The 19,734-nt window shown below is 60.6% G+C and carries 19 protein-coding genes; 7 read left to right on the top strand and 12 right to left on the bottom strand.

Features of this window, described 5'->3' with window-relative positions; genetic code table 11:
* The first annotated feature begins 5 nt into the window (after positions 1-5).
* The 3 genes from JFT86_RS09385 to JFT86_RS09375 all read left to right on the top strand — a co-directional run bounded on the left by JFT86_RS09385 (position 6) and on the right by JFT86_RS09375 (position 2,115).
* Complete coding sequence (locus JFT86_RS09385; protein WP_201236534.1) at positions 6-1,136, top strand: PepSY-associated TM helix domain-containing protein; 1,131 nt, start codon at positions 6-8, stop codon at positions 1,134-1,136.
* Positions 1,133-1,312, top strand: a complete 180-nt coding sequence (locus JFT86_RS09380) for a hypothetical protein (protein WP_201231520.1) — start codon at positions 1,133-1,135, stop codon at positions 1,310-1,312. Before JFT86_RS09385 ends, JFT86_RS09380 begins: the two co-directional genes overlap by 4 nt.
* Positions 1,313-1,485: 173 nt before the next feature.
* Positions 1,486-2,115: a glutathione S-transferase gene (locus tag JFT86_RS09375; protein WP_201236533.1), complete on the top strand. Its 630-nt coding sequence runs from the start codon at positions 1,486-1,488 to the stop codon at positions 2,113-2,115.
* A 181-nt stretch (positions 2,116-2,296) separates the two neighbouring features.
* On the opposite strand, the gene creD is transcribed toward JFT86_RS09375, so the two are convergent.
* From creD to JFT86_RS09355, 4 genes are all read right to left on the bottom strand, one after another.
* Entirely contained in the window at positions 2,297-3,664 is a 1,368-nt protein-coding gene (gene creD, locus JFT86_RS09370; protein WP_201236532.1) for a cell envelope integrity protein CreD, read from the bottom strand.
* A 176-nt stretch (positions 3,665-3,840) separates the two neighbouring features.
* A complete protein-coding gene (gene creC, locus JFT86_RS09365) occupies positions 3,841-5,259 on the bottom strand; it encodes a two-component system sensor histidine kinase CreC (RefSeq protein WP_201236531.1) in 1,419 nt (472 codons plus the stop codon).
* Positions 5,259-5,939 carry a two-component system response regulator CreB gene (creB, locus tag JFT86_RS09360; RefSeq protein WP_201236530.1) on the bottom strand — a complete coding sequence of 227 codons (681 nt, stop codon included), beginning with the start codon at positions 5,937-5,939 and terminating at the stop codon, positions 5,259-5,261. The genes creC and creB overlap by 1 nt, the downstream gene beginning before the upstream one ends.
* 73 nt (positions 5,940-6,012) lie before the next feature.
* Positions 6,013-6,516, bottom strand: a complete 504-nt coding sequence (locus tag JFT86_RS09355; RefSeq protein ID WP_201236529.1) for an ATP-dependent zinc protease — start codon at positions 6,514-6,516, stop codon at positions 6,013-6,015.
* Between the two features lie 336 nt (positions 6,517-6,852).
* Between JFT86_RS09355 and JFT86_RS09350 the strand changes: the two genes are divergently transcribed.
* Complete coding sequence (locus tag JFT86_RS09350; RefSeq protein ID WP_201236528.1) at positions 6,853-7,740, top strand: acyltransferase; 888 nt, start codon at positions 6,853-6,855, stop codon at positions 7,738-7,740.
* Between the two features lies 1 nt (position 7,741).
* Here the strand turns inward: JFT86_RS09350 and JFT86_RS09345 are convergent, their stop codons facing one another.
* Positions 7,742-8,299 carry a DUF2780 domain-containing protein gene (locus tag JFT86_RS09345; protein ID WP_201236527.1) on the bottom strand — a complete coding sequence of 186 codons (558 nt, stop codon included), beginning with the start codon at positions 8,297-8,299 and terminating at the stop codon, positions 7,742-7,744.
* 148 nt (positions 8,300-8,447) lie between these two features.
* On the opposite strand from JFT86_RS09345, the gene JFT86_RS09340 reads away from it, so the two are divergent.
* The 3 genes from JFT86_RS09340 (at position 8,448) to JFT86_RS09330 (ending at position 10,290) form a co-directional block, all read left to right on the top strand.
* The gene (locus JFT86_RS09340; RefSeq protein WP_201236526.1) at positions 8,448-9,083 is read left to right on the top strand and encodes a sigma-70 family RNA polymerase sigma factor; all 636 of its coding nucleotides are present in this window, start codon (positions 8,448-8,450) and stop codon (positions 9,081-9,083) included.
* Positions 9,080-9,754, top strand: coding sequence for an anti-sigma factor (locus JFT86_RS09335; RefSeq protein ID WP_201236525.1), 675 nt, complete (start codon positions 9,080-9,082; stop codon positions 9,752-9,754). The genes JFT86_RS09340 and JFT86_RS09335 overlap by 4 nt, the downstream gene beginning before the upstream one ends.
* A 206-nt stretch (positions 9,755-9,960) precedes the next feature.
* Complete coding sequence (locus JFT86_RS09330; RefSeq protein ID WP_201236524.1) at positions 9,961-10,290, top strand: hypothetical protein; 330 nt, start codon at positions 9,961-9,963, stop codon at positions 10,288-10,290.
* Between the two features lie 49 nt (positions 10,291-10,339).
* Here JFT86_RS09330 and fdhA read toward each other — a convergent pair whose 3' ends face one another.
* The 7 genes from fdhA to glyA form a co-directional block, all read right to left on the bottom strand.
* Positions 10,340-11,539 (bottom strand): formaldehyde dehydrogenase, glutathione-independent, encoded by a 1,200-nt coding sequence (fdhA, locus tag JFT86_RS09325; protein WP_042561444.1) that lies wholly within the window; start codon positions 11,537-11,539, stop codon positions 10,340-10,342.
* Between the two features lie 176 nt (positions 11,540-11,715).
* Entirely contained in the window at positions 11,716-12,573 is an 858-nt protein-coding gene (purU, locus tag JFT86_RS09320) for a formyltetrahydrofolate deformylase (RefSeq protein WP_201236523.1), read from the bottom strand.
* A 223-nt stretch (positions 12,574-12,796) separates the two neighbouring features.
* Positions 12,797-13,429 carry a sarcosine oxidase subunit gamma family protein gene (gene soxG, locus JFT86_RS09315; protein ID WP_201236522.1) on the bottom strand — a complete coding sequence of 211 codons (633 nt, stop codon included), beginning with the start codon at positions 13,427-13,429 and terminating at the stop codon, positions 12,797-12,799.
* Between the two features lie 161 nt (positions 13,430-13,590).
* The gene (locus JFT86_RS09310) at positions 13,591-16,608 is read right to left on the bottom strand and encodes a sarcosine oxidase subunit alpha (RefSeq protein ID WP_201236521.1); all 3,018 of its coding nucleotides are present in this window, start codon (positions 16,606-16,608) and stop codon (positions 13,591-13,593) included.
* Complete coding sequence (locus tag JFT86_RS09305; RefSeq protein WP_007913119.1) at positions 16,605-16,934, bottom strand: sarcosine oxidase subunit delta; 330 nt, start codon at positions 16,932-16,934, stop codon at positions 16,605-16,607. Before JFT86_RS09305 ends, JFT86_RS09310 begins: the two co-directional genes overlap by 4 nt.
* A gap of 14 nt (positions 16,935-16,948) precedes the next feature.
* Entirely contained in the window at positions 16,949-18,199 is a 1,251-nt protein-coding gene (locus tag JFT86_RS09300) for a sarcosine oxidase subunit beta (protein WP_003206307.1), read from the bottom strand.
* A gap of 20 nt (positions 18,200-18,219) precedes the next feature.
* The gene (glyA, locus tag JFT86_RS09295) at positions 18,220-19,473 is read right to left on the bottom strand and encodes a serine hydroxymethyltransferase (RefSeq protein WP_201236520.1); all 1,254 of its coding nucleotides are present in this window, start codon (positions 19,471-19,473) and stop codon (positions 18,220-18,222) included.
* Positions 19,474-19,734 lie beyond the last annotated feature (261 nt).

Raw genomic sequence — 19,734 nt, 5'->3', positions numbered from 1 at the left:
ATGAAATGAAAAGTAAAACAATTCGCCGCTGGTCGTTCATCCACACCTGGACAAGCCTGATCTGCACCGTGTTTTTGCTGATGCTGGCACTGACCGGTCTGCCGCTGATCTTCCATCACGAGATCGAGCACTTGCTCGGCGATGCGCCCGAAGTGCGCGAGATGCCAGCGGACGCGCCACGCCTGAATCTGGCGCAACTGGTCGAGGCCGCGGAAAAACATCGTCCGGATGAAGTCGTGCAGTACTTCGGCTTCGACGACGATGAGCCGAATGCCGTGCTGACGATCATGGCGAAAACCGCCGGCACCGAACCGAACTCCTCGCACACTTTCATGCTTGATGCTCGCACCGGTGAAGCGCTGGAAACCCCTTCGGCCAACGGCGGGCTGATGCTGTTTATCCTGCGCCTGCACGTCGACATGTTTGCCGGGCTGCCGGGCAAATTGCTGTTGGCGTTCATGGGGCTGCTGTTTGTCGTCGCGATTGTCTCGGGAACGGTGCTGTATCTGCCGTTCATGCGGCGACTGAAGTTCGGCACGGTGCGTCAGGACAAATCCACGCGCCTGCGCTGGCTCGACCTGCATAACCTGATCGGCGTGGTCACGCTGACCTGGGCCTTGGTGGTCGGCGTGACCGGAGTGATCAGCGCGTGCGCCGACCTGATCATCGCCGCGTGGCGCAACGACGCGCTCAACACATTGATTGCGCCCTACCGCGATGCGCCGCCGCTGACACAACTGGCGCCGGCCACGCGTTTGCTCGACATCGCTGGCGAAGTCGCGCCGGGGATGAAGCCGGATTTCATCGCGTTCCCCGGCACACGGTTTTCCAGCGAGCACCACTACTCGGTGTTCATGAAGGGCGGTACGCATTTGACCTCGCATCTGCTGACGCCGGTGCTGATCGACGCCACTACACTGCAAGTCACCGCCGTGGCCGAACGCCCGTGGTACATGGACGCCATGGGCATGTCGCAACCGTTGCACTTCGGTGACTACGGCGGCATGCCGATGAAGATTCTCTGGGCGACGCTGGATGTGCTGACGATCATCGTCCTCGGTAGCGGCGTGTATTTGTGGGTGGTGCGGCGCAAAGCGGCCAAGCCTGTGCTGGAAACGGCGGAGGCGTCTGCATGAAGCCGCGTCAGTCGAATTTCTGGAAGGTCTTCAGCACGCCGCTGGTGATCGCGCTGCTCAGTGCGGCGGGGTTGTTTGCAGCGTTGCTGGGGGATGGGATCTGGGATGCGTTGAGCTGGGTCGGGTTGGGTGTTCCGGCAATTCTCGCCATAAGGGGATTGTTGCCGCGAAGCTGAAGATCCCTGTAGGAGTGAGCCTGCTCGCGATGGCGCACTTGCCTCAACATTAATGTTGACTGAGCTACCGCGATCGCGAGCAGGCTCACTCCTACAAGGGGGCTGTGCAGGGCTTGAGCAAGCCAAGTAACACGCTATGCTCCCCCCTCACCATCCTGATCGAGACCCTGCCAATGTCCGCCCCCAGCATGACCCTGTTTCACAACACGCTTTCCCCGTTCGTTCGCAAAGTGATGGTATTGCTGCACGAGACCGGTCAGCAGGATCGCGTCGCGCTGCAAGACTGCGTCCTCAGCCCGGTCAGCCCCGATCCGGCACTCAACGCCGACAACCCGCTGGGCAAGATCCCCGCCCTGCGCCTGGCCGATGGCAACGTCATCCATGACAGCCGCGTGATCCTCGATTACCTCGATCACCAACACGTCGGCAACCCGCTGATCCCCCGTGACGGCTCGGCCCGCTGGCGGCGCCTGACCCTGGCCTCGATGGCCGACGGGATCATGGATGCTTCGGTGATGGTGCGTTACGAACAGGCGCTGCGTGCCCCGGAAAAACACTGGGACGAATGGCTCGAGGCGCAACGCGAGAAGATCCGCCGCGCGCTCGCCCTGCTGGAAGCGGATGCGATCGCCGAGCTGACCAGTCACTTCGATGTCGCCGCGATCAGTGTGGCCTGTGCACTGGGCTACCTCGACCTGCGCTTCCCCGAGATGGGCTGGCGTGACGCCAACCCGCAACTGGCCAACTGGTACTTTGAGGTCAGCCAGCGACCGTCCATGATCGCGACCATGCCCAAGCCTTAGCTCGACGGCGCCTGTTCCGGCCTCTTCGCGAGCAGGCTCACTCCTACAGTTGACCGCATTCCCCTGTAGGAGTGAGCCTGCTCGCGATAGCCCCACATCGGTTCCACAGGCAAATACCCAATAATCCGCGCCACCAATTCATCCTTCCAGCGCTGATCCTCACGTAACCCCAGCAACCCGCTCATTGCACCGCCCCGATATCAAACTCCAACGGCTTGGCCGACTTCTGCCCGATCCCGTACCAGTCCAGTTTGCGCGTCAGTACCATGAACACCCCGAGCAAGCCGAACAGCAACAGCGAGCCCATCAACAGCGCGTAATCCTCGGCACTCAACAGTCCGTACAGCAGGCCATACAACGCCGCCAATCCCGCCGAAAAACTCAAACCGTGGCGCACGCTGCGCAGCACATGGCAAACGTAAAAGCCGATCAACAACACACAACCGCTGGCCGACAGCAGATACGCCAGGGCAAACCCGATGTGTTCCGACAGCGACAGCAGCAACAGATAAAAGAACGCAAGCGCCACACCGACCAAGGCGTACTGCACCGGGTGCACCGCCAGACTTTTCAGCACTTCGAACAAGAAGAAACCGGCAAACGTCAGGACGATGAACAACAGCGCATATTTGATCGCCCGGTCGCTCTTCAGATACTGATCCACCGGATCGATGAAACTCACACCGAAGCTGCGCGCATTGAATGCCTCGCAATCGTTGTTGCTCACGCAACGGCTCATGGCGTCCTGCATGTTGGTGGAGAAGAACGTGGTCTGCCAGTCGGCGCTGAAACCGGCATCGTTGATTTCGCGTTTGGCCGGCAGAAAGTTGCCGACAAAACTTGGATGCGGCCAATTGGCCGTGATGCTCACGCTGCTGCTCTTGCCCACCGGCAGCACTTGCAGCGCACCGGTGCCTTGCAGGCGCAAGTCAAAACCGAACGCCAGTTCCGTGGCTTTGCTGGTATCGAGCAGCGGCAACGTGACGCGTACACCTTCGCCGAGCCAACCGACCTGGGTGCCCGGGACAAAGTCCAGGCGCTGGCCGTCGAGTTCCAGTTTCAAAGCGTTTTCAATGCCGCGAATGTCGCTGATGCCGACCGCGAGAAACGGCGCGTCGAACTGGTAGTCGGCGAAGTCTTCCTTGATGCCCAATTGTGCCGGCAGCGAGAACTGACCGTTGATGCGGTTCTCGGCGTGGAACAGCCGCGCTTCGTAAATACCCCGGGCGCGCAGCTCGGTCTGCACCTGGCCATCGAGTTCGAAACGCTCCGGCAGAAAGTACAAACGCCCGCGTTCTTCCCACGGATCGTCGTAGCGCTTGTTTTTGTCGTTGATCTTCCAGTTGTGCATCACCCTGCGATACGGCACGACCATCACCGGTCCGCTCACTTGCTGGTTGTAACTGGAACTGCGGGCGATGTCCTGCAACACGCCATCGCGCAATTGCTGGCGATCGTCGATCACGCCGTCGATCATCATCAGCGGTATGAGCAACAGCAGGATCAACAGGGCAATGGCCCCGAGCTTTATGGTCAGATTCTTGTTCATGGGACTCTCCCTGATTGGATGGGCAGAGTCTGGTGTGGGTGTATGGGGGTTTTGTGGGAGGAATGTGGAGATTGTGTGGAGACTTCACCGGCCCCATCGCGAGCAGGCTCACTCCTACAGTTGATCGCATTCCAAACTGTAGGAGTGAGCCTGCTCGCGATGGCCGCGCCTCGGTTTCAAGACAAGCGCAATGTCACTTCAACACCACCCTCAACATTGCGAATGCTCATCAAACCACCATGCAACTTGACCACCTCTTCAACGAAATTAAGCCCCAACCCGGTACTTTTACGCCCACTATCCGGGCGCGGAAGTGAATAGAAACGCTCAGTCAAACGCGGCAAGGCGTAATCGGGAATCGGCGCAGTTTCATTGAACAAGCGAAACTCGATCTGCTCGCCGAAGTGCCCGGCGCTGAAACGCAACAACCCCTGCGGCGGCGTGAAATCCAGCGCGTTCTCCAGCAAGTTACCCAACGCCTGACGCAGCAAAAACGGTTCGCCGATCAGCAGCACATCCGCCGCAATCGTCTGTTCTATCTGCAACGATTTGCCTTCAATCCGCGCCGCCTGCGCCTGCAACAACTCATCGACCAACGCCGCCAACGGCACCGCCACCCGCTCTTCCAGGCCATGACGCTGTTCGACCTGCGCCAGATTCAGCAATCGCTCGATCAATTGCTGCATCCGCGCACTTTCACTGTCGATGTTGCTGACAAAACGCAATCGCTGAACCGCTGGCATGTCACCTTGCAGCAACTCCGCCGCGCCGCGAATCGCCGCCAGCGGACTTTTCAGTTCGTGGGTCAGGGTGTGCACGTAGCGTTCGACGTAAGCCTTGCCCTCCAGTTGCGTGCGCATCTGCTCGACCGCCGTAGCCAGTTGCTCCAGTTCACCGCCGCGATAGTGCGGCACTTCAACGCGCCGACCTTCGCTGACAGCCTCGGCATACCGGGTCAAACGGTGCAGTGCGCGACTCAGCCACCACGACAACAAGGCGCCGAACAACAGGCCGAGGCCGATCAGACCCGCACCGTAAAACAGCAGGCGCCGTTCGGTGCGATCGACATAGGGCTGCAACGAGCTGTTGGGTTTGGCCACGGTGACTACGCCGATGATCCGGCCGTTGTCGCGGATCGGCGCGCCAACGTGCATGACCGACGATGCCGGGTCATCCGGGTCGCTGCGGCTGGAACGCGCACCGTATTCGCCGCGCAGAGTCAGGTAGACATCGTTCCACCGCGAGTAATCCTGACCCACCGCCACACCACTGGAATCCAGCACCACGATGCCCTTGGCGTCGGTGACGTAGATGCGATGGTTGACCTGATTCTTCGGCAATCCCCAGATGGTCGCTTGCGGCTGGCGCTCGCCATAGGCGCGCAGCAACTCGGGCCAGCGATTCTCACTGAGGGTGCCGGCCTTGAAATCGTCGCGGAGGATTTCTGCCATCAGGTTGGCGGTGTCGACCAGGGTTTCTTCGGTGGACTGGCGCACACCGGGACGGATTTCCTCCATCACCGTGTTGAGCACGAAATAGCCGGTCAGGCCGACAAACAGCACATACACCAGAAAGATCCGCAGCCCCAACGACATCAGCTGTGCCCCGGGCTGTAGCTGTAACCGAGGCCCCGATGGGTCTGGATCGGCTCGGCTTCTGCGCGCACCAGCCGCAGTTTGGCGCGCACGCTTTTGATGTGACTGTCGATGCTGCGCTCGTAACCGGCATCGGCGGCAACACCCAGCGCATCAAGCAATTGCTCGCGGCTGAATACCCGCTCGGGCTGTTCGAGCAGGCATTGCAACAGACGGAATTCGTGGCGGGTCAGGCTCAGGGTCTGGCCGCGATAGACAATCTGCACGCGCTCGGAATCAATGCGAAACAGCGCCGAAGTGGCTTCAATCGGCGGACGCGGAGCCATGCGTTTGAGGATCGCCCGAACCCGCGCCGCCACTTCCCGGGGGCTGAACGGTTTGACCACGTAATCGTCGGCGCCGATCTCCAGCCCCACTACGCGGTCGATCTCGGCGTTGCGGGCGCTGAGGAACAGCACCGGCACTTCGCTGAATCGGCGCAGCTGTTTGCAGGTTTCGAAACCGCTGATGTCCGGCAGGCCGATGTCGAGGATGATCAGATCGGCCGGCGACTGATGCTGGTGCGCGAGCGCCGCCTCGCCGAGGCTCACCCAAGTGGTGGTGAACCCCTCGCCTTGCAAGGCAAAAATCAGCGTGTCGGCAATCGCCGCTTCGTCTTCGACAATCAGGATATGAGGCATGGCGTCCGAGCCCGTGGTTAAGTGCGCGAACGGTGCCCCAAGCGTGCCTTTACGTCAATGAGACCACTTGGCTCTAGCAGTCCGGTTTGTCGGCGGTGAAGCGCCGCGCCGGGTTCACTGCCGCGCCAAATTCACGCAAGGCCTTGGCACCGATCAGCAGCGGATAGTTGAAGTTGCTGCGGTCGGTCAGATTGACCTCCACGGTACGCTTGACGTCGCCCAGGCACAGCTCCAGATCGACCACTGGGCGTTTCGCGACTTCGGTGCTTTCGCCCTCGTCCTCTTCATCCGAACGACTCTTGATCTTGCTGATGCGCGCGACTTTGTGTTCGTACACCTTGTTGCTGGCGTCCTTGGTACCGAGGCGGAAACGCACCCAGTCTTCGCCGTCACGGGTGAAGGTTTCGATGTCCTTGGCCGACAGCGACGCCGTCAGCGCGCCGGTGTCCATCTTGGCCTTGAGCACTTCACCGCCGATTTCCGGCAGCGCGATGTATTCGTAGCGCCCGTACAGGGTCGGCTCGACGGCCATGACCGGCAGGGCGACAAGGGCAAACAGTGCAAGGAGGGATTTCACGTAAGGGGCTTCCTGAAAGAGTGGGCTCAGCGCCGAATTCTAGACCGCGGAAAATCACGATAGTTGAAGCAACAGCAACCTTTTGTGGCGAGGGAGCTTGCTCCCGCTCGGCGACGCAGTCGTCGTAAGATCTGTATGCGCAATTAAGCTGACACACCGAGGCGCATGAATTCGGGGCCGCTTCGCAGCCCAGCGGGAGCAAGCTCCCTCGCCACAGGGTTTTGCATAAGCACTGAAGATTAGCGCGACTAAAGTGAAACATTCGTCACCACCGATTTGGCCTGTCGCCCGAAGCCACTTATCATGGCGCGCCCATCCGACTTCATAGAGTTGCTTATGCGCCGCCTGCTCACCGGCTGTTTCGTCACCCTGCTGTTGTTGCTCAACACCCTGATCCTGATCGGGCCGCTAATGGTGTTTGCCCTGCTCAAACTGGTGGCGCCCGGGCGCTGGCGCGATTACGCGTCGTGGGCGGTGATGTGGATCGCCGAGACCTGGGCCGAAATCGACAAGCTGATTTTCCGCCTGTGCATCCCCACCCAATGGGACATTCGTGGCGGCGACGACTTGCGTGGCGACACCTCCTATCTGGTGGTCAGCAACCATCAATCGTGGGTCGACATTCCGGCGCTGATCCAGACACTCAACCGACGCACGCCGTTCTTCAAGTTCTTCCTCAAGAAAGAGCTGATCTGGGTGCCATTCCTGGGGCTGGCGTGGTGGGCGCTGGATTACCCGTTCATGAAGCGCTACACCAAGGCGTTTCTGGCGAAGCACCCGGAGCTGGCGGGCAAGGATCTGGAAATCACCAGACAGGCCTGCGAGCTGTTCAAGCGTCAGCCGGTGACCGTGGTGAATTATCTGGAAGGCACCCGCTACACCACTGCGAAAAGTGCGCAGCAGCAATCACCGTTCAAGCATTTGCTCAAGCCCAAGGCCGGCGGCGTGGCGTTTGTTTTGGCGGCGATGGGTGAACAGCTGGATGCGATTCTCGACGTCACCGTGGTTTATCCACAGGCGGAAATTCCGGGGTTCTGGGATTTGATCAGCGGCAACGTGCCGCGCGTGATCATCGACATCAAGACTCGCGAACTCGACCCGGCGCTGTGGCAGGGCGATTACGAAAACGATCCGGCGTTTCGCGAGAAGGTCCAGAGCTGGGTCAACCAGCTCTGGACCGAGAAGGATCTGCGCATCGCCGAGCTGCGCGGCGAGCGCGACTGAATCAGCTACCGGTGCCGGCGCCCCAGATGCTGCCCAGGCTTTGCAGCAGCGGGCCGCCGACGCCTTGATCACCCAGATACTTGAGGAGCACCGGGGCAAACTGGCCGACCATGCCGCTGTCCATGCCCAAGGCACCGAAGGCGTTGTTCAGGTCACTGGTGTTCTTGACGTTGCCCAGCGCGTTTTCCAGACCGGCGGATTTGCCCGACGAACCCAGCAAGCCGCTCAACGCCGCCATGTTGCCGCTACCGCCCGACAGCTTGTCGATGCCCGGCACTTCTTTGGCCAACTGCGAATAATCGGTGCTGCTCAACTGGTTCTTGGCCAGGCCCAGCATGGCGCTGGTGCCACCGACGGCTTGCTGAGGCGTAACCCCCAGACCGGTGACAGCTTGCAGCAGACCGGCGGTTTCCGAAGTCGGCGCGGCGGCGGTGGCAGCGTTGCCGCCCTGCATGCTCGAAGCCGCTTTGGTCACATCGTCCAGGCTGAAACCGGCAAACACCGGGCTGGCCGCAAGGGTCATCAGCGAAGCCATGGCAATACCGCGTGAAATCTTCATTCAGACATCCTCTTGCGCTGTGAAACCGCCCGTTGCATGGGCGGCGAAACTGCCGGTTTGACCGGCTATCCGGCGGCATGTTCCTCGCCCGCGCATCCATTTTCAGCATAGCCACGTATATAAATCGTGAAACCCTGGAATGGCCGCGATGAATGGCACAAGCGCTTTCGCTGAACTAGCCTGTGAACAACCCGAGATCAGTCCTCGTCGCCCGCCCTTTGCCTGGAGAGACGTCATTTCCATCGCCGACACCGATCAGTTGCGACAGCTGTTGGCCCAGTGCTCACTGGGTGATCGTCGCGCCTTCGAAACGCTGTACCGCAGCGTCGGCCCGCGCCTGCACGGCGTGGCCCTGCGCTTTATGGGACGTGCGGATCTGGCCGAAGAGGTCTTGCAGGAGAGCTTCGTGCGCATCTGGAACAACGCTTCGCGCTATGAAGCGCATCTGTCGGCGCCGATGACGTGGATGATCAACATCACCCGCAATCAGGCGATCGATCAGTTACGCAAACACCGCGAGCGGCCGCTGAGCGATCTTGAGCAGGACGCGTTGCCAGATGAAAGTCCCTCGGCGCATGAGCAATTGAGCAGCGCCCGTGAGGCTCACGCACTGAACCGCTGCCTGGAAACCCTCGACGGCATGCAACGCCAGTCGATCAGCGTGGCGTATTTCCACGGCTTGTCCTGCACCGAACTGGCCGAGCATCTGGCCACGCCGCTGGGCACGGTGAAATCGTGGATCCGTCGGGGCATGGAACGACTGCGCCGGTGCCTTGAATCATGAACTACCAGACCCCTGCCCTGCGCCGCGCCCTCGCCGCCGATTACGCCATCGGCTTGATGTCCACGGCTGCGCGTCGGCGCTTCGAACAATTGTTGCTCAATGACGCTGCGTTGCGAGCGGAAGTGGCGCAATGGCAGGAAACCCTCGCCAGCCTCACCGAAGCCGTGCCGGAACAACCGGTACCCGATCGCGTATGGCGCGGCATTACCGCACGCATCGAACCGCAAGTGCTGCATGTGCCAGAGAAACGTCCGTTCTGGAATTGGCTGAGACTTACGGCTGCCGCAGCCTCAATTGTTGTGCTGGTCTTCCTCGGCTCGCTGTACAACCGCGACGACGCCCGCTACCGCGCCACCCTGCTGACCGCCGATGCGCAACCGGCGCTGAAGGTCGAGGCGCATGAGGATTATCTGCAGGTCGAGCCGCTGACACTGGCGGCCATCGACCCCGGACGCAGTCTGGAACTGTGGGCGATTCCGGCGGATGGCAGGCCGATCTCGCTGGGTGTGATCCCGGCGGGGGGCAAAGGCAAGGTTGAGTTGAGCGAGGCGCAGAAAGTGTTGATCGGCAAGCCGATTGCGCTCGCGGTGAGTCTGGAGCCGAAGGGTGGTTCGCCGACTGGGCAGCCGACGGGGCCGGTTCTTTACCAGGGTGCTTTAGCAGCCCTCTGATTGCAAAGATCAAAAGATCGCAGCCTTCGGCAGCTCCTACAGAGACCGTGTAGGAGCTGCCGAAGGCTGCGATCTTTATAGTCCCGTTTCTTCTTAAAGCGCTCTTGATTATTTCTAAAAAAACTAGAAAACCTGTCAGATTTGACAGTTGGCACAAGCCTGTAACACCGCCAACATTTCTGCTCCCCTTACGTAATGGAGTACAAATGATGAAGCTGAAAATTGCCGCTGGTGTTCTGGTTAGCTTGGCCATGATGAGCACCGCCTATGCAGCAACTTGCCCGACACTCTCAGTGACCCACTCTCAGGAAGCCGAAAATCTCACTTTCACCTCTGCACGCCTGAAAGACAAAGACACTCCCAATTCAGTTGTCATTTGCCGATATGAAGGCAAGGACGACCTCGGCGCCTCGGTCGGGTACAGGAATGGCACTCCAGTTGAAGCCACCACTGAAAATTGGAAGAAAGATGATTGTGTAGCCGAGAAAGGTGATGCCAGTAAATGCTCGTTTGAAGAAAAAAAAGAAAAGAAATAGTTCAAAGAAAAGGGCAACCCGAGGGTTGCCCTTTTTTCACCATTGAAACCTACGCCGCACTGAACAACTTGTGCGGATCAATCACAAACTTCTTCGGCACGCCAGCATCGAACTCGCCGTAACCCTCCGGCGCCTGATCGAGACTGATCACTTGCACCCCGACCACTTCAGCAATGTTGATGCGATCCCACATGATTGCCTGCATCAGTTGGCGGTTGTACTTCATCACCGGGGTTTGACCGGTGTGGAAGCTGTGTGACTTGGCCCAACCGAGGCCGAAGCGAATGCTCAGGCTGCCCATTTTTGCGGCGGCGTCCACGGCACCCGGATCTTCGGTCACGTACAGGCCCGGGATGCCGATCTTGCCGGCCACACGCACCACGCCCATCAACGAGTTGAGCACGGTGGCAGGAGCTTCGGATTTCACGCCGTCATGGCCATGGCCACGGGCTTCGAAGCCAACGCAGTCCACTGCGCAATCGACTTCCGGTTCGCCCAGCAGGGCGGCGATTTGTTCATGCAACGGCGTGTCTTTTGACAGGTCGACGATTTCGAAACCCTGGGCCTTGGCGTGGGCCAGACGGATGGTGTTGACGTCGCCGACGATCACCACCGCCGCGCCAAGAAGACGCGCGGAAGCTGCTGCTGCCAGACCGACCGGGCCGGCGCCGGCAATGTAAACAGTGCTGCCCGGGCCAACACCGGCAGTAACGGCACCGTGATAACCGGTCGGGAGAATGTCGGAAAGGCAGGTCAGGTCGCGGATTTTCTCCATGGCCTTGTCGCGATCCGGCAGTTTCAGCAGGTTGAAGTCAGCGTACGGCACCAGCACGTACTCGGCCTGGCCGCCGGTCCAGTCGCCCATGTCGACATAGCCGTAAGCGCCACCGGCACGGGCCGGGTTGACGGTCAGGCAGACGCCGGTGTGTTGCTCCTTGCAGGAACGGCAGCGCCCGCAAGCGACGTTGAATGGGACGGAGACCAGGTCGCCGATTTTCAGATTCTCGACGTCGGAGCCTTTTTCGATCACCTCGCCGGTGATTTCGTGGCCCAGCACCAGACCGGTCTGCGCCGTGGTACGGCCGCGCACCATGTGTTGGTCGGAGCCGCAGATATTGGTGGAAACCACTTTGAGAATGACCCCGTGCTCGATCTTGCGACCGCGCGGGTCCTGCATTTTCGGATAGTCGATTTTCTGTACTTCGACCTTGCCAGCGCCGAGATACACCACACCACGATTGCCAGACATGCTTTCACCTCGCTGTTGTTTTTATGGAACCGCGTTGCCCAGGCAGGCAGCGCGTTAAGTGCTCGGGTTACTGCTTGTTGGTTTTGCGTTGTTTGTTATGGCCCTATCGCGAGCAGGCTAACTCCTACATTGGAATGCGTCCCCCTTGTAGGAGTGAGCCTGCTCGCGATAACTATCTAAAGAACGACGGTGCGATTGGCATTTAAAAACACCCTCCGCTCAATGTGATATCCCACCGCCCGGGCCAACGTCAGGCCTTCAATATCGCGCCCCTTGGCAATCAAATCCTCGGGGTAATGACTGTGATCCACCGCCTCGACGCCCTGGGCAATGATCGGCCCTTCATCGAGATCGTTATTGATGTAGTGCGCCGTCGCACCCACCAGTTTCACGCCTTTGTTGTAGGCCTGGTGATACGGCTTGGCGCCCTTGAAACCCGGCAGCAGCGAGTGATGAATGTTGATCGCCTTGCCATCGAGCTTGCGGCACAGCTCCGGCGACAGCACCTGCATATAGCGGGCGAGAATCACCAGTTCGGCGCCGGACTCCTCAATCACCTGCCACACCTGACGCTCCTGCGACGGCTTGTCGTTGGGGTCGAGGGGGAAATGGTAGTAGGGAATCTGGTGCCAGTCGGCCAGCGGTTTCAAATCCGGATGGTTGGAGACTACCGCCGCCACGTCCATCGATAACTGGCCGATGCGCTGGCGGTAGAGCAAGTCGTTGAGGCAGTGATCGGCCTTGGAGACCATGATCACCACTTTTGGCCGGTAGTTCGGCGCAGTCAGCTCGAAGATCATGCCGAACGCCTGCCCGCGCTCGGCTAAACCTGCGCGGAAGGACTGCTCGTCGAAATCGTCGGGCTGGCGAAATTCCACACGAATGAAGAAACGCCCCGAGAGGCGGTCATCGAACGAGTGGTGCTCGGTGACGTAGCAACCCTGCTCGAACAGAAAACGCGTCACCGCGTCCACGGTGCCGAGAACGCTGGGGCAGTCGGCGGTCAGAATCCATGTGTCTGGGGCGCGGCTCATGGTGCGGTGACTCCTGTTACAACAACGGTGAGCAGAGTGAACTCTGAACTGGGCTGACCTGCTTTTGTGGCGAGGGGATTTATCCCCGTTCGGCTGCGAAGCAGTCGCAAAACCTATGAATACGATCTACCTGATAAACCGCGGTGATTGATTTGGGGCGGCTTCGCCACCCAACGGGGATAAATCCCCTCGCCACAGAAGCAGGCACGATAGCCATTCAGTGTCAGGCCTGAACGCTGAGGCCGTACTCGGCCGATGCATCCTGCAACCACAACCACCAGTAATCCGAAAAACTGCGACGGATCAGCAACTCCCACGTGTCTTCAGCCGTATGACGAATCATCAATTGCGACTTGGCGAACACCGTGCCGACTGCCTTACCGACCGGGAAGTTATTCGGGTGCACGTCATAACTGGTGGATTTCATCAGCACCTGACGCACGTTCGGACCGCTCAGTTCCAGCACTTGCTGGCCGCCGCTGACGTTGACGATCGCGATGTGCAGATCGCCCAGCGCTTCACGCAGTTTCTGTTCGGCGGCGAACTCTTCACCGCTCGGCACGATCAGCAGCCACTCATCCGGGCCCATCCATTGCAGGCTGGTTTCGCCTTTGACGATCACGCTCAGGGCAGCGGGCAACTCGATGCCCAGGGCTTTGTGCACACCGGCGGCGAACGCTGCGTCATGACCATCCCCCCGAATCGTCAGGTGGCCGAGGAGTTTCTTTTCACGCACGATCACGCCGGCATTCTTGCGGCCCTTGCCGGCCAGGCTGGCGAGGTCGGCATGGTGCAGCGACGACTCGGCACGGGCACCGGTGGTCGGGCGTTGTTGGTACACGTTGGCTGTGGTCATAAAGCACCTTTACTGAATTCTGACTTGAGCCCTGTGCAGGTAGATCTAACCGCTATCGCGAGCAGGCTCACTCCTACAAGGGGTACGCGATCACCTGTAGGAGTGAGCCTGCTCGCGATGAAGTCACCGCGGTGCAACTGCCCTCCCCAGGCGCCGAACCATCAAATGTTCTGCCGATCACCCTTCGGATCGAAGAACACCGAAGAAACAATCTCCGCCTCGATCACGCTGCCATCGGCCAGCGGTGCAAACACCCGCTCGCCGAGGCGCTTCAGACCGCCCTTGACCACGCCCATGGCAAACGAATAACCGAGGGAGTTGTGTGCGTAGCTGGAGGTCACGTGGCCGACCATGGTCATCGGGATCGCCTGTTTGGTGTTGAACACCAACTGCGCACCTTCCGGCAGCCAGACGTTCGGATCGATCGGCTTCAGACCCACCAGTTGCTTACGCTGATCCTTCACACAGTCTTCACGGTTCATGCCGCGCTGGCCGATCCACGAGAACGGTTTGGTGCGACCGACACACCAGCCCATGTTCAAGTCGTCCGGGGTCATCGAGCCGTCAGTGTCCTGGCCGACGATGATGAAACCCTTCTCGGCGCGCAGCACGTGCATGGTCTCGGTGCCGTACGGCGTCAGGTTGTACTGCTTGCCGGCCTCGACGATTTTCTCCAGCACGCCCATCGCGTAGTCGGCCTGGACGTTGACTTCGTACGACAGCTCACCGGTGAACGAGATGCGGAACACCCGCGCCGGAACGCCGCCGACCAGACCTTCTTTCCAGGTCATGAACGGGAAGGCTTCGTTGCTCAGATCGATGTCGGTCACGGCGCTGAGCAGCTTGCGGCTGTTCGGCCCGGACAGGGTCATGGTCGCCCAGTGGTCGGTGACGGAAGTGAAGTAAACCTTCATGTCCGGCCATTCGGTCTGGTGGTACAGCTCCAGCCATTGCAGCACGCGAGCCGCGCCGCCGGTGGTGGTGGTCATGACGAAATGGTTGTCTGCCAGACACGCCGTCACACCGTCGTCGAAGACCATGCCGTCTTCTTTGCACATCAGGCCGTAACGGGCCTTGCCCACATCGAGCTTGGTCCAGGCGTTGGTGTACACGCGGTTGAGGAACTCACGGGCATCCGGGCCTTGAATGTCGATCTTGCCGAGGGTCGAGGCATCGAGCAGGCCGACGCTATCGCGCACGGCTTTGCATTCGCGCTTGACGGCGGCATGCATGTCTTCGCCGTTTTTCGGGAAGTACCATGGACGCTTCCATTGGCCGACGTCTTCAAACTCGGCGCCACTCTTCACATGCCAGGCATGCAGCGCGGTGTAACGCACAGGTTCGAAGATGTGCCCACAGTGACGACCGGCCACAGCACCGAAGGTCACCGGCGTGTAGTTCGGACGGAACATCGTGGTGCCCATCTGCGGGATGGTCACGTTCAGCGAACGGGCGGCGATGGCCAGACCGTTGACGTTGCCGAGCTTGCCCTGATCGGTGCCGAAGCCCAGCGCGGTGTAGCGTTTGACGTGCTCGACCGACTCGAAACCTTCGCGGGTCGCCAGTTCGATGGCGGCGGCGGTGACGTCGTTCTGCAGGTCGACGAATTGCTTCGGTGCCCGTGCGGTGCCCTTCTCATGCGGCACCTGGAACAGCGCCAGCGTCGGCTCTTCGAGACGGCTCAGGGCTTTCGGCAGAGTGCCCTCGACCGCTGCGAAACCAGCTTCACTGGCAGCGCGCACGCCACCTTCAAAACCGTCAGCGAGGGAATCGCCGAGGCCGTAAACACCGTTGATGCCACCGACGCACACGCGCTTCTGCGGTGCTTCGCCCGGTACGAAACCGAGGATGTCTTCACGCCAGGTCGGCTTGCCACCGAGGTGCGACGCCAGGTGGACGACCGGACTGTAACCGCCGGAACTGGCGATCACGTCGCAGTCGAGCCATTCGCCCGGGCTGGTCACGGCATGCGCTTTGACATCAATCGCGGCAACGCGAGCAGCGGTGACACGCTTGCTGCCACGGGCCTCGATCACGGCGCTGCCGGTGAGGATGCGGATGCCTTTGGCGCGCGCCTCTTCCACCAGTGCACCGCGCGGATTACTGCGTGCATCGGCGATGGCGACCACTTGCAGACTGGCGTCGAGCCAATCCAGCGCCACGCGGTAAGCGTGATCGTTGTTGGTGGTCAGCACCAGTTTCTTGCCCGGGGCCACGCCGTAGCGGCGCACGTAAGTCGACACCGCACCAGCGAGCATGTTGCCCGGCACGTCGTTGTTACCGTAGACCAACGGACGCTCGCAAGCACCGGTCGCCAGCACCACACGCTTGGCGCGGACGCGGTGGATGCGCTGACGCACCTGACCGATGGGCGCACGGTCACCGAGGTGATCAGTGAGGCGCTCGTGAATGGTCAGGAAATTGTGGTCGTGGTAGCCGTTGACCGTGGCGCGCGGCAACAGCAACACGTCCGGGGTGTTCTTCAATTCGGCGATAACGCTGGCGACCCACTCCATTGCTGGCTTGCCGTCGAGGCTTTCGCGGGAATCGAGCAGGCTGCCGCCGAACTCTTCCTGCTCATCGGCGAGGATCACTCGGGCACCGCTGCGCGCAGCGGCCAGGGCAGCGGCGAGACCCGCAGGGCCGGCGCCGACGATCAGCACGTCGCAATGCTGGTTCATGTAGTCGTAGGTGTCCGGATCGTTCTCGGTCGGCGAACGACCCAAACCTGCTGCCTTACGAATGTACTTCTCGTAAGTCATCCAGAACGATTGCGGGTACATGAAGGTTTTGTAGTAGAAACCCGGCGGCATCAGCTTGCCGCCGACCTTGCCGAGAATGCCCATCATGTCGTTGTTGACGCTCGGCCAGCCGTTGGTGCTGGTGGCGACCAGGCCTTGGTACAGCGCCTGTTGCGTGGCGCGTACGTTGGGAATCTGCGTGGCTTCGGTGGCGCCGATCTGCAGAACGGCGTTCGGCTCTTCGGCACCGGCGGCAAAAATGCCACGAGGACGCGAATACTTGAAGCTGCGGCCAATGATGTCGACGCCGTTGGCGATCAGCGCGGCGGCCAGCGAGTCACCCTCGAAGCCTTTGTAGGTCTGACCGTTGAAGGTGAAGCTCAGCACTTTGTTGCGGTCGATCCGTCCACCGTTGGACAGGCGATTGGTCTGGCTCATACCTTCTCTCCCAGCGCCGTCGTGGCTGTTTTCGCCGAATCAGCCTTGTCGGTGAATTGCGGCTTGGTGCCGATCTTGTAGGTTTCGAGAATCTCGTAGGTCACGGTGTCGCGGGTGACGTTGAAGTACTGGCGGCAACCGGCAACGTGATCCCACAGCTCGTGGTGCAGACCGCGCGGGTTGTCGCGAAAGAACATGTAGTCGCCCCACTCTTCATCAGTGCAGGCGCCGGGATCCAGTGGGCGCGGAATGTGCGCCTGGCCGGATGCGTGGAATTCCTCTTCGGAGCGCAGTTCGCCGCAGTGAGGACAGAAGATATGCAACATGGGGATTTCTCCTGTTAGTGGGCAACCGCAGCAGCGCCGTGTTCATCGATCAACGCACCGTTGTGGAAACGGTCGATGGAGAAAGGTGCGGCCAACGGGTGCATTTCACCCTTGGCCAGACTCGCAGCAAACACGTTGCCCGAGCCAGGTGTGGCCTTGAAGCCGCCGGTGCCCCAACCGCAGTTGAAGAACATGTTCGGCACCGGGGTTTTCGAAATGATCGGGCAGGCGTCCGGCGTGGTGTCGACGATGCCGCCCCACTGACGGTTCATGCGCACGCGGGACAACACCGGGAACATCTCGACGATGGCCTGAATGGTGTGTTCGATCACCGGGTACGAACCGCGCTGGCCGTAGCCGTTGTAGCCGTCGATACCGGCGCCGATCACCAGGTCGCCCTTGTCGGACTGGCTGATGTAACCGTGCACGGCATTGGACATGATCACGCTGTCGATAATTGGTTTGATCGGCTCGGACACCAACGCTTGCAGCGGGTGGGATTCGATCGGCAGGCGGAAACCGGCGAGCTTGGCCATGTGCCCGGAGTTACCGGCAGTGACCACACCGACGCGCTTGGCGCCGATGAAACCCTTGTTGGTTTCAACGCCGATGCACACGCCGTTTTCCTTGCGGAAACCGATCACTTCGGTCTGCTGAATCAAGTCGACACCGAGGGCGTCGGCGGCACGAGCAAAGCCCCACGCCACGGCATCGTGACGGGCGACGCCGCCGCGACGCTGAACGGTTGCGCCCATCACTGGATAACGGGTGTTTTTCGAGCAGTCGAGGTACGGGATTTCGTCAGCGACTTGCTTGGCGTTGAGCAACTCACCATCGACGCCGTTGAGGCGGTTGGCGCTGACCCGACGCTCGGAATCACGAATGTCCTGCAGGGTGTGGCACAGGTTGTAGACGCCGCGCTGGGAGAACATCACGTTGTAGTTGAGGTCTTGCGACAAGCCTTCCCACAACTTCATCGCGTGTTCATAGAGGTGCGCCGACTCGTCCCACAGGTAGTTGGAACGCACGATGGTGGTGTTGCGCGCGGTGTTACCGCCGCCCAGCCAGCCTTTCTCGACCACGGCAACGTTGGTGATGCCGTGCTCTTTCGCCAGATAGTAAGCAGTCGCCAGACCGTGCCCGCCGCCGCCGACGATGACCACGTCGTAGACCTTTTTCGGGGTGGGCGTGCGCCACATGCGCTGCCAGTTTTCGTGGTGGCTGAGCGAGTGTTTGAAGAGGCCAAAGCCCGAATAGCGTTGCATAGTCGTTACTCCAAAACCGCTCAGCGATAAACCGGGAAGTCTGCGCACAGGGCCGAAACCTGCTGGGCAACATTGGCCTCGACATCGGCATCACCGAGGTTGTCGAGGATGTCGCAGATCCAGCCGGCCAGCTCCACACATTGGGTCACTTTGAAGCCGCGAGTGGTCACCGCCGGGGTGCCGATGCGCAGGCCCGAGGTCACGAATGGCGACTGCGGGTCGTTCGGTACGGCGTTCTTGTTGACGGTGATGTGCGCACGGCCGAGGGCAGCGTCGGCATCTTTGCCGGTCAGGCCCTGACGGATCAGGCTGACCAGGAACAGGTGGTTGTCGGTGCCGCCGGACACTACATCGTAGCCACGTTTGATAAACACGCTCGCCATCGCCTGAGCGTTGTCGATCACTTGTTGCTGATAAGCCTTGAAGCCCGGCTCCAGCGCTTCCTTGAAGCACACGGCTTTACCGGCGATGACGTGCATCAGCGGGCCACCCTGAGCGCCGGGGAACACCGCGGCATTGAGCTTCTTCTCGATCTCTTCGTTGGACTTGGCCAGGATCAGCCCGCCACGTGGACCGCGCAGGGTTTTGTGCGTGGTGGTGGTGACCACGTCGGCGTACGGCAGCGGATTCGGGTAGAGGCCAGCGGCAACCAGACCGGCGACGTGGGCCATGTCGACGAACAGCAGCGCGCCAACCTTGTCGGCGATCTGGCGGAAGCGCGGGAAGTCCAGAGTCTTCGAGTAGGCGGAGAAACCGGCGACGATCATTTTCGGTTTGCACTCGACGGCCAGACGCTCGACTTCGTCGTAATCGATCAAGCCGGTTTTGGTGTCGATGCCGTACTGCACGGCGTTGTAGAGTTTGCCCGAGGACGACACTTTGGCGCCGTGGGTCAGGTGACCGCCGTGGGCCAGGCTCATGCCGAGGATGGTGTCGCCCGGCTGGATCAGCGCCAGGTACACGGCGCTGTTGGCCGAGGAGCCGGAGTGCGGCTGGACGTTGGCGTAATCGGCGCCGAACAGTTGCTTGGCGCGTTCGATGGCCAGTGCTTCGACTTTATCGACATGCTCGCAGCCACCGTAGTAGCGCTTGCCCGGATAGCCTTCGGCGTATTTGTTGGTCAGGCCGCTGCCTTGCGCTTCCATCACGCGTTTGCTGGTGTAGTTCTCCGACGCGATCAGCTCGATGTGATCTTCCTGACGTTGCTCCTCGGCATTCATCGCCGCCAGCAGTGCATCGTCGTAACCCTGGATCTGGTCTTGCTTGCTGAACATCGCGTCTCTCCCAGCGGCATCTGTGCGCCATTCGTCTCGGTAAGGCACCGGCAATCACGGCAGTGCCCTTTGATGCCGATGGTATGACCGGCGCAGACAGCTCAAATGCCTGCGCGCGCCACGCAAAGGTGCGTTTACGACATGGCGGGAAATGCCCGGTTGAATCTGCACAGATCCCCTGTAGGAGTGAGCCTGCTCGCGATGGCGGTGAGTCAGCTGGGCAAATGTTGGCTGATACACCGCCATCGCGAGCAGGCTCAC

It is taken from the genome of Pseudomonas sp. TH06 (genome assembly GCF_016651305.1).
Lineage (GTDB): Bacteria > Pseudomonadota > Gammaproteobacteria > Pseudomonadales > Pseudomonadaceae > Aquipseudomonas.
The sequence above is the reverse complement of the archived record's forward strand: the minus strand, read 5'-3'. Positions and strand labels throughout refer to the sequence as shown.

Coding starts and splice junctions, on each gene's coding strand:
- JFT86_RS09340 (WP_201236526.1), top strand. CDS start 8,448: ATGAATGGCACAAGCGCTTTCGCTGAACTAGCCTGTGAACAACCCGAG.
- JFT86_RS09385 (WP_201236534.1), top strand. CDS start 6: ATGAAAAGTAAAACAATTCGCCGCTGGTCGTTCATCCACACCTGGACA.
- JFT86_RS09335 (WP_201236525.1), top strand. CDS start 9,080: ATGAACTACCAGACCCCTGCCCTGCGCCGCGCCCTCGCCGCCGATTAC.
- creC (WP_201236531.1), bottom strand. CDS start 5,259: ATGTCGTTGGGGCTGCGGATCTTTCTGGTGTATGTGCTGTTTGTCGGC.
- purU (WP_201236523.1), bottom strand. CDS start 12,573: ATGAGCCGCGCCCCAGACACATGGATTCTGACCGCCGACTGCCCCAGC.
- creD (WP_201236532.1), bottom strand. CDS start 3,664: ATGAACAAGAATCTGACCATAAAGCTCGGGGCCATTGCCCTGTTGATC.
- fdhA (WP_042561444.1), bottom strand. CDS start 11,539: ATGTCTGGCAATCGTGGTGTGGTGTATCTCGGCGCTGGCAAGGTCGAA.
- JFT86_RS09350 (WP_201236528.1), top strand. CDS start 6,853: ATGCGCCGCCTGCTCACCGGCTGTTTCGTCACCCTGCTGTTGTTGCTC.
- JFT86_RS09310 (WP_201236521.1), bottom strand. CDS start 16,608: ATGAGCCAGACCAATCGCCTGTCCAACGGTGGACGGATCGACCGCAAC.
- creB (WP_201236530.1), bottom strand. CDS start 5,939: ATGCCTCATATCCTGATTGTCGAAGACGAAGCGGCGATTGCCGACACG.
- soxG (WP_201236522.1), bottom strand. CDS start 13,429: ATGACCACAGCCAACGTGTACCAACAACGCCCGACCACCGGTGCCCGT.
- JFT86_RS09305 (WP_007913119.1), bottom strand. CDS start 16,934: ATGTTGCATATCTTCTGTCCTCACTGCGGCGAACTGCGCTCCGAAGAG.
- glyA (WP_201236520.1), bottom strand. CDS start 19,473: ATGTTCAGCAAGCAAGACCAGATCCAGGGTTACGACGATGCACTGCTG.
- JFT86_RS09380 (WP_201231520.1), top strand. CDS start 1,133: ATGAAGCCGCGTCAGTCGAATTTCTGGAAGGTCTTCAGCACGCCGCTG.
- JFT86_RS09330 (WP_201236524.1), top strand. CDS start 9,961: ATGATGAAGCTGAAAATTGCCGCTGGTGTTCTGGTTAGCTTGGCCATG.
- JFT86_RS09300 (WP_003206307.1), bottom strand. CDS start 18,199: ATGCAACGCTATTCGGGCTTTGGCCTCTTCAAACACTCGCTCAGCCAC.
- JFT86_RS09375 (WP_201236533.1), top strand. CDS start 1,486: ATGTCCGCCCCCAGCATGACCCTGTTTCACAACACGCTTTCCCCGTTC.
- JFT86_RS09345 (WP_201236527.1), bottom strand. CDS start 8,299: ATGAAGATTTCACGCGGTATTGCCATGGCTTCGCTGATGACCCTTGCG.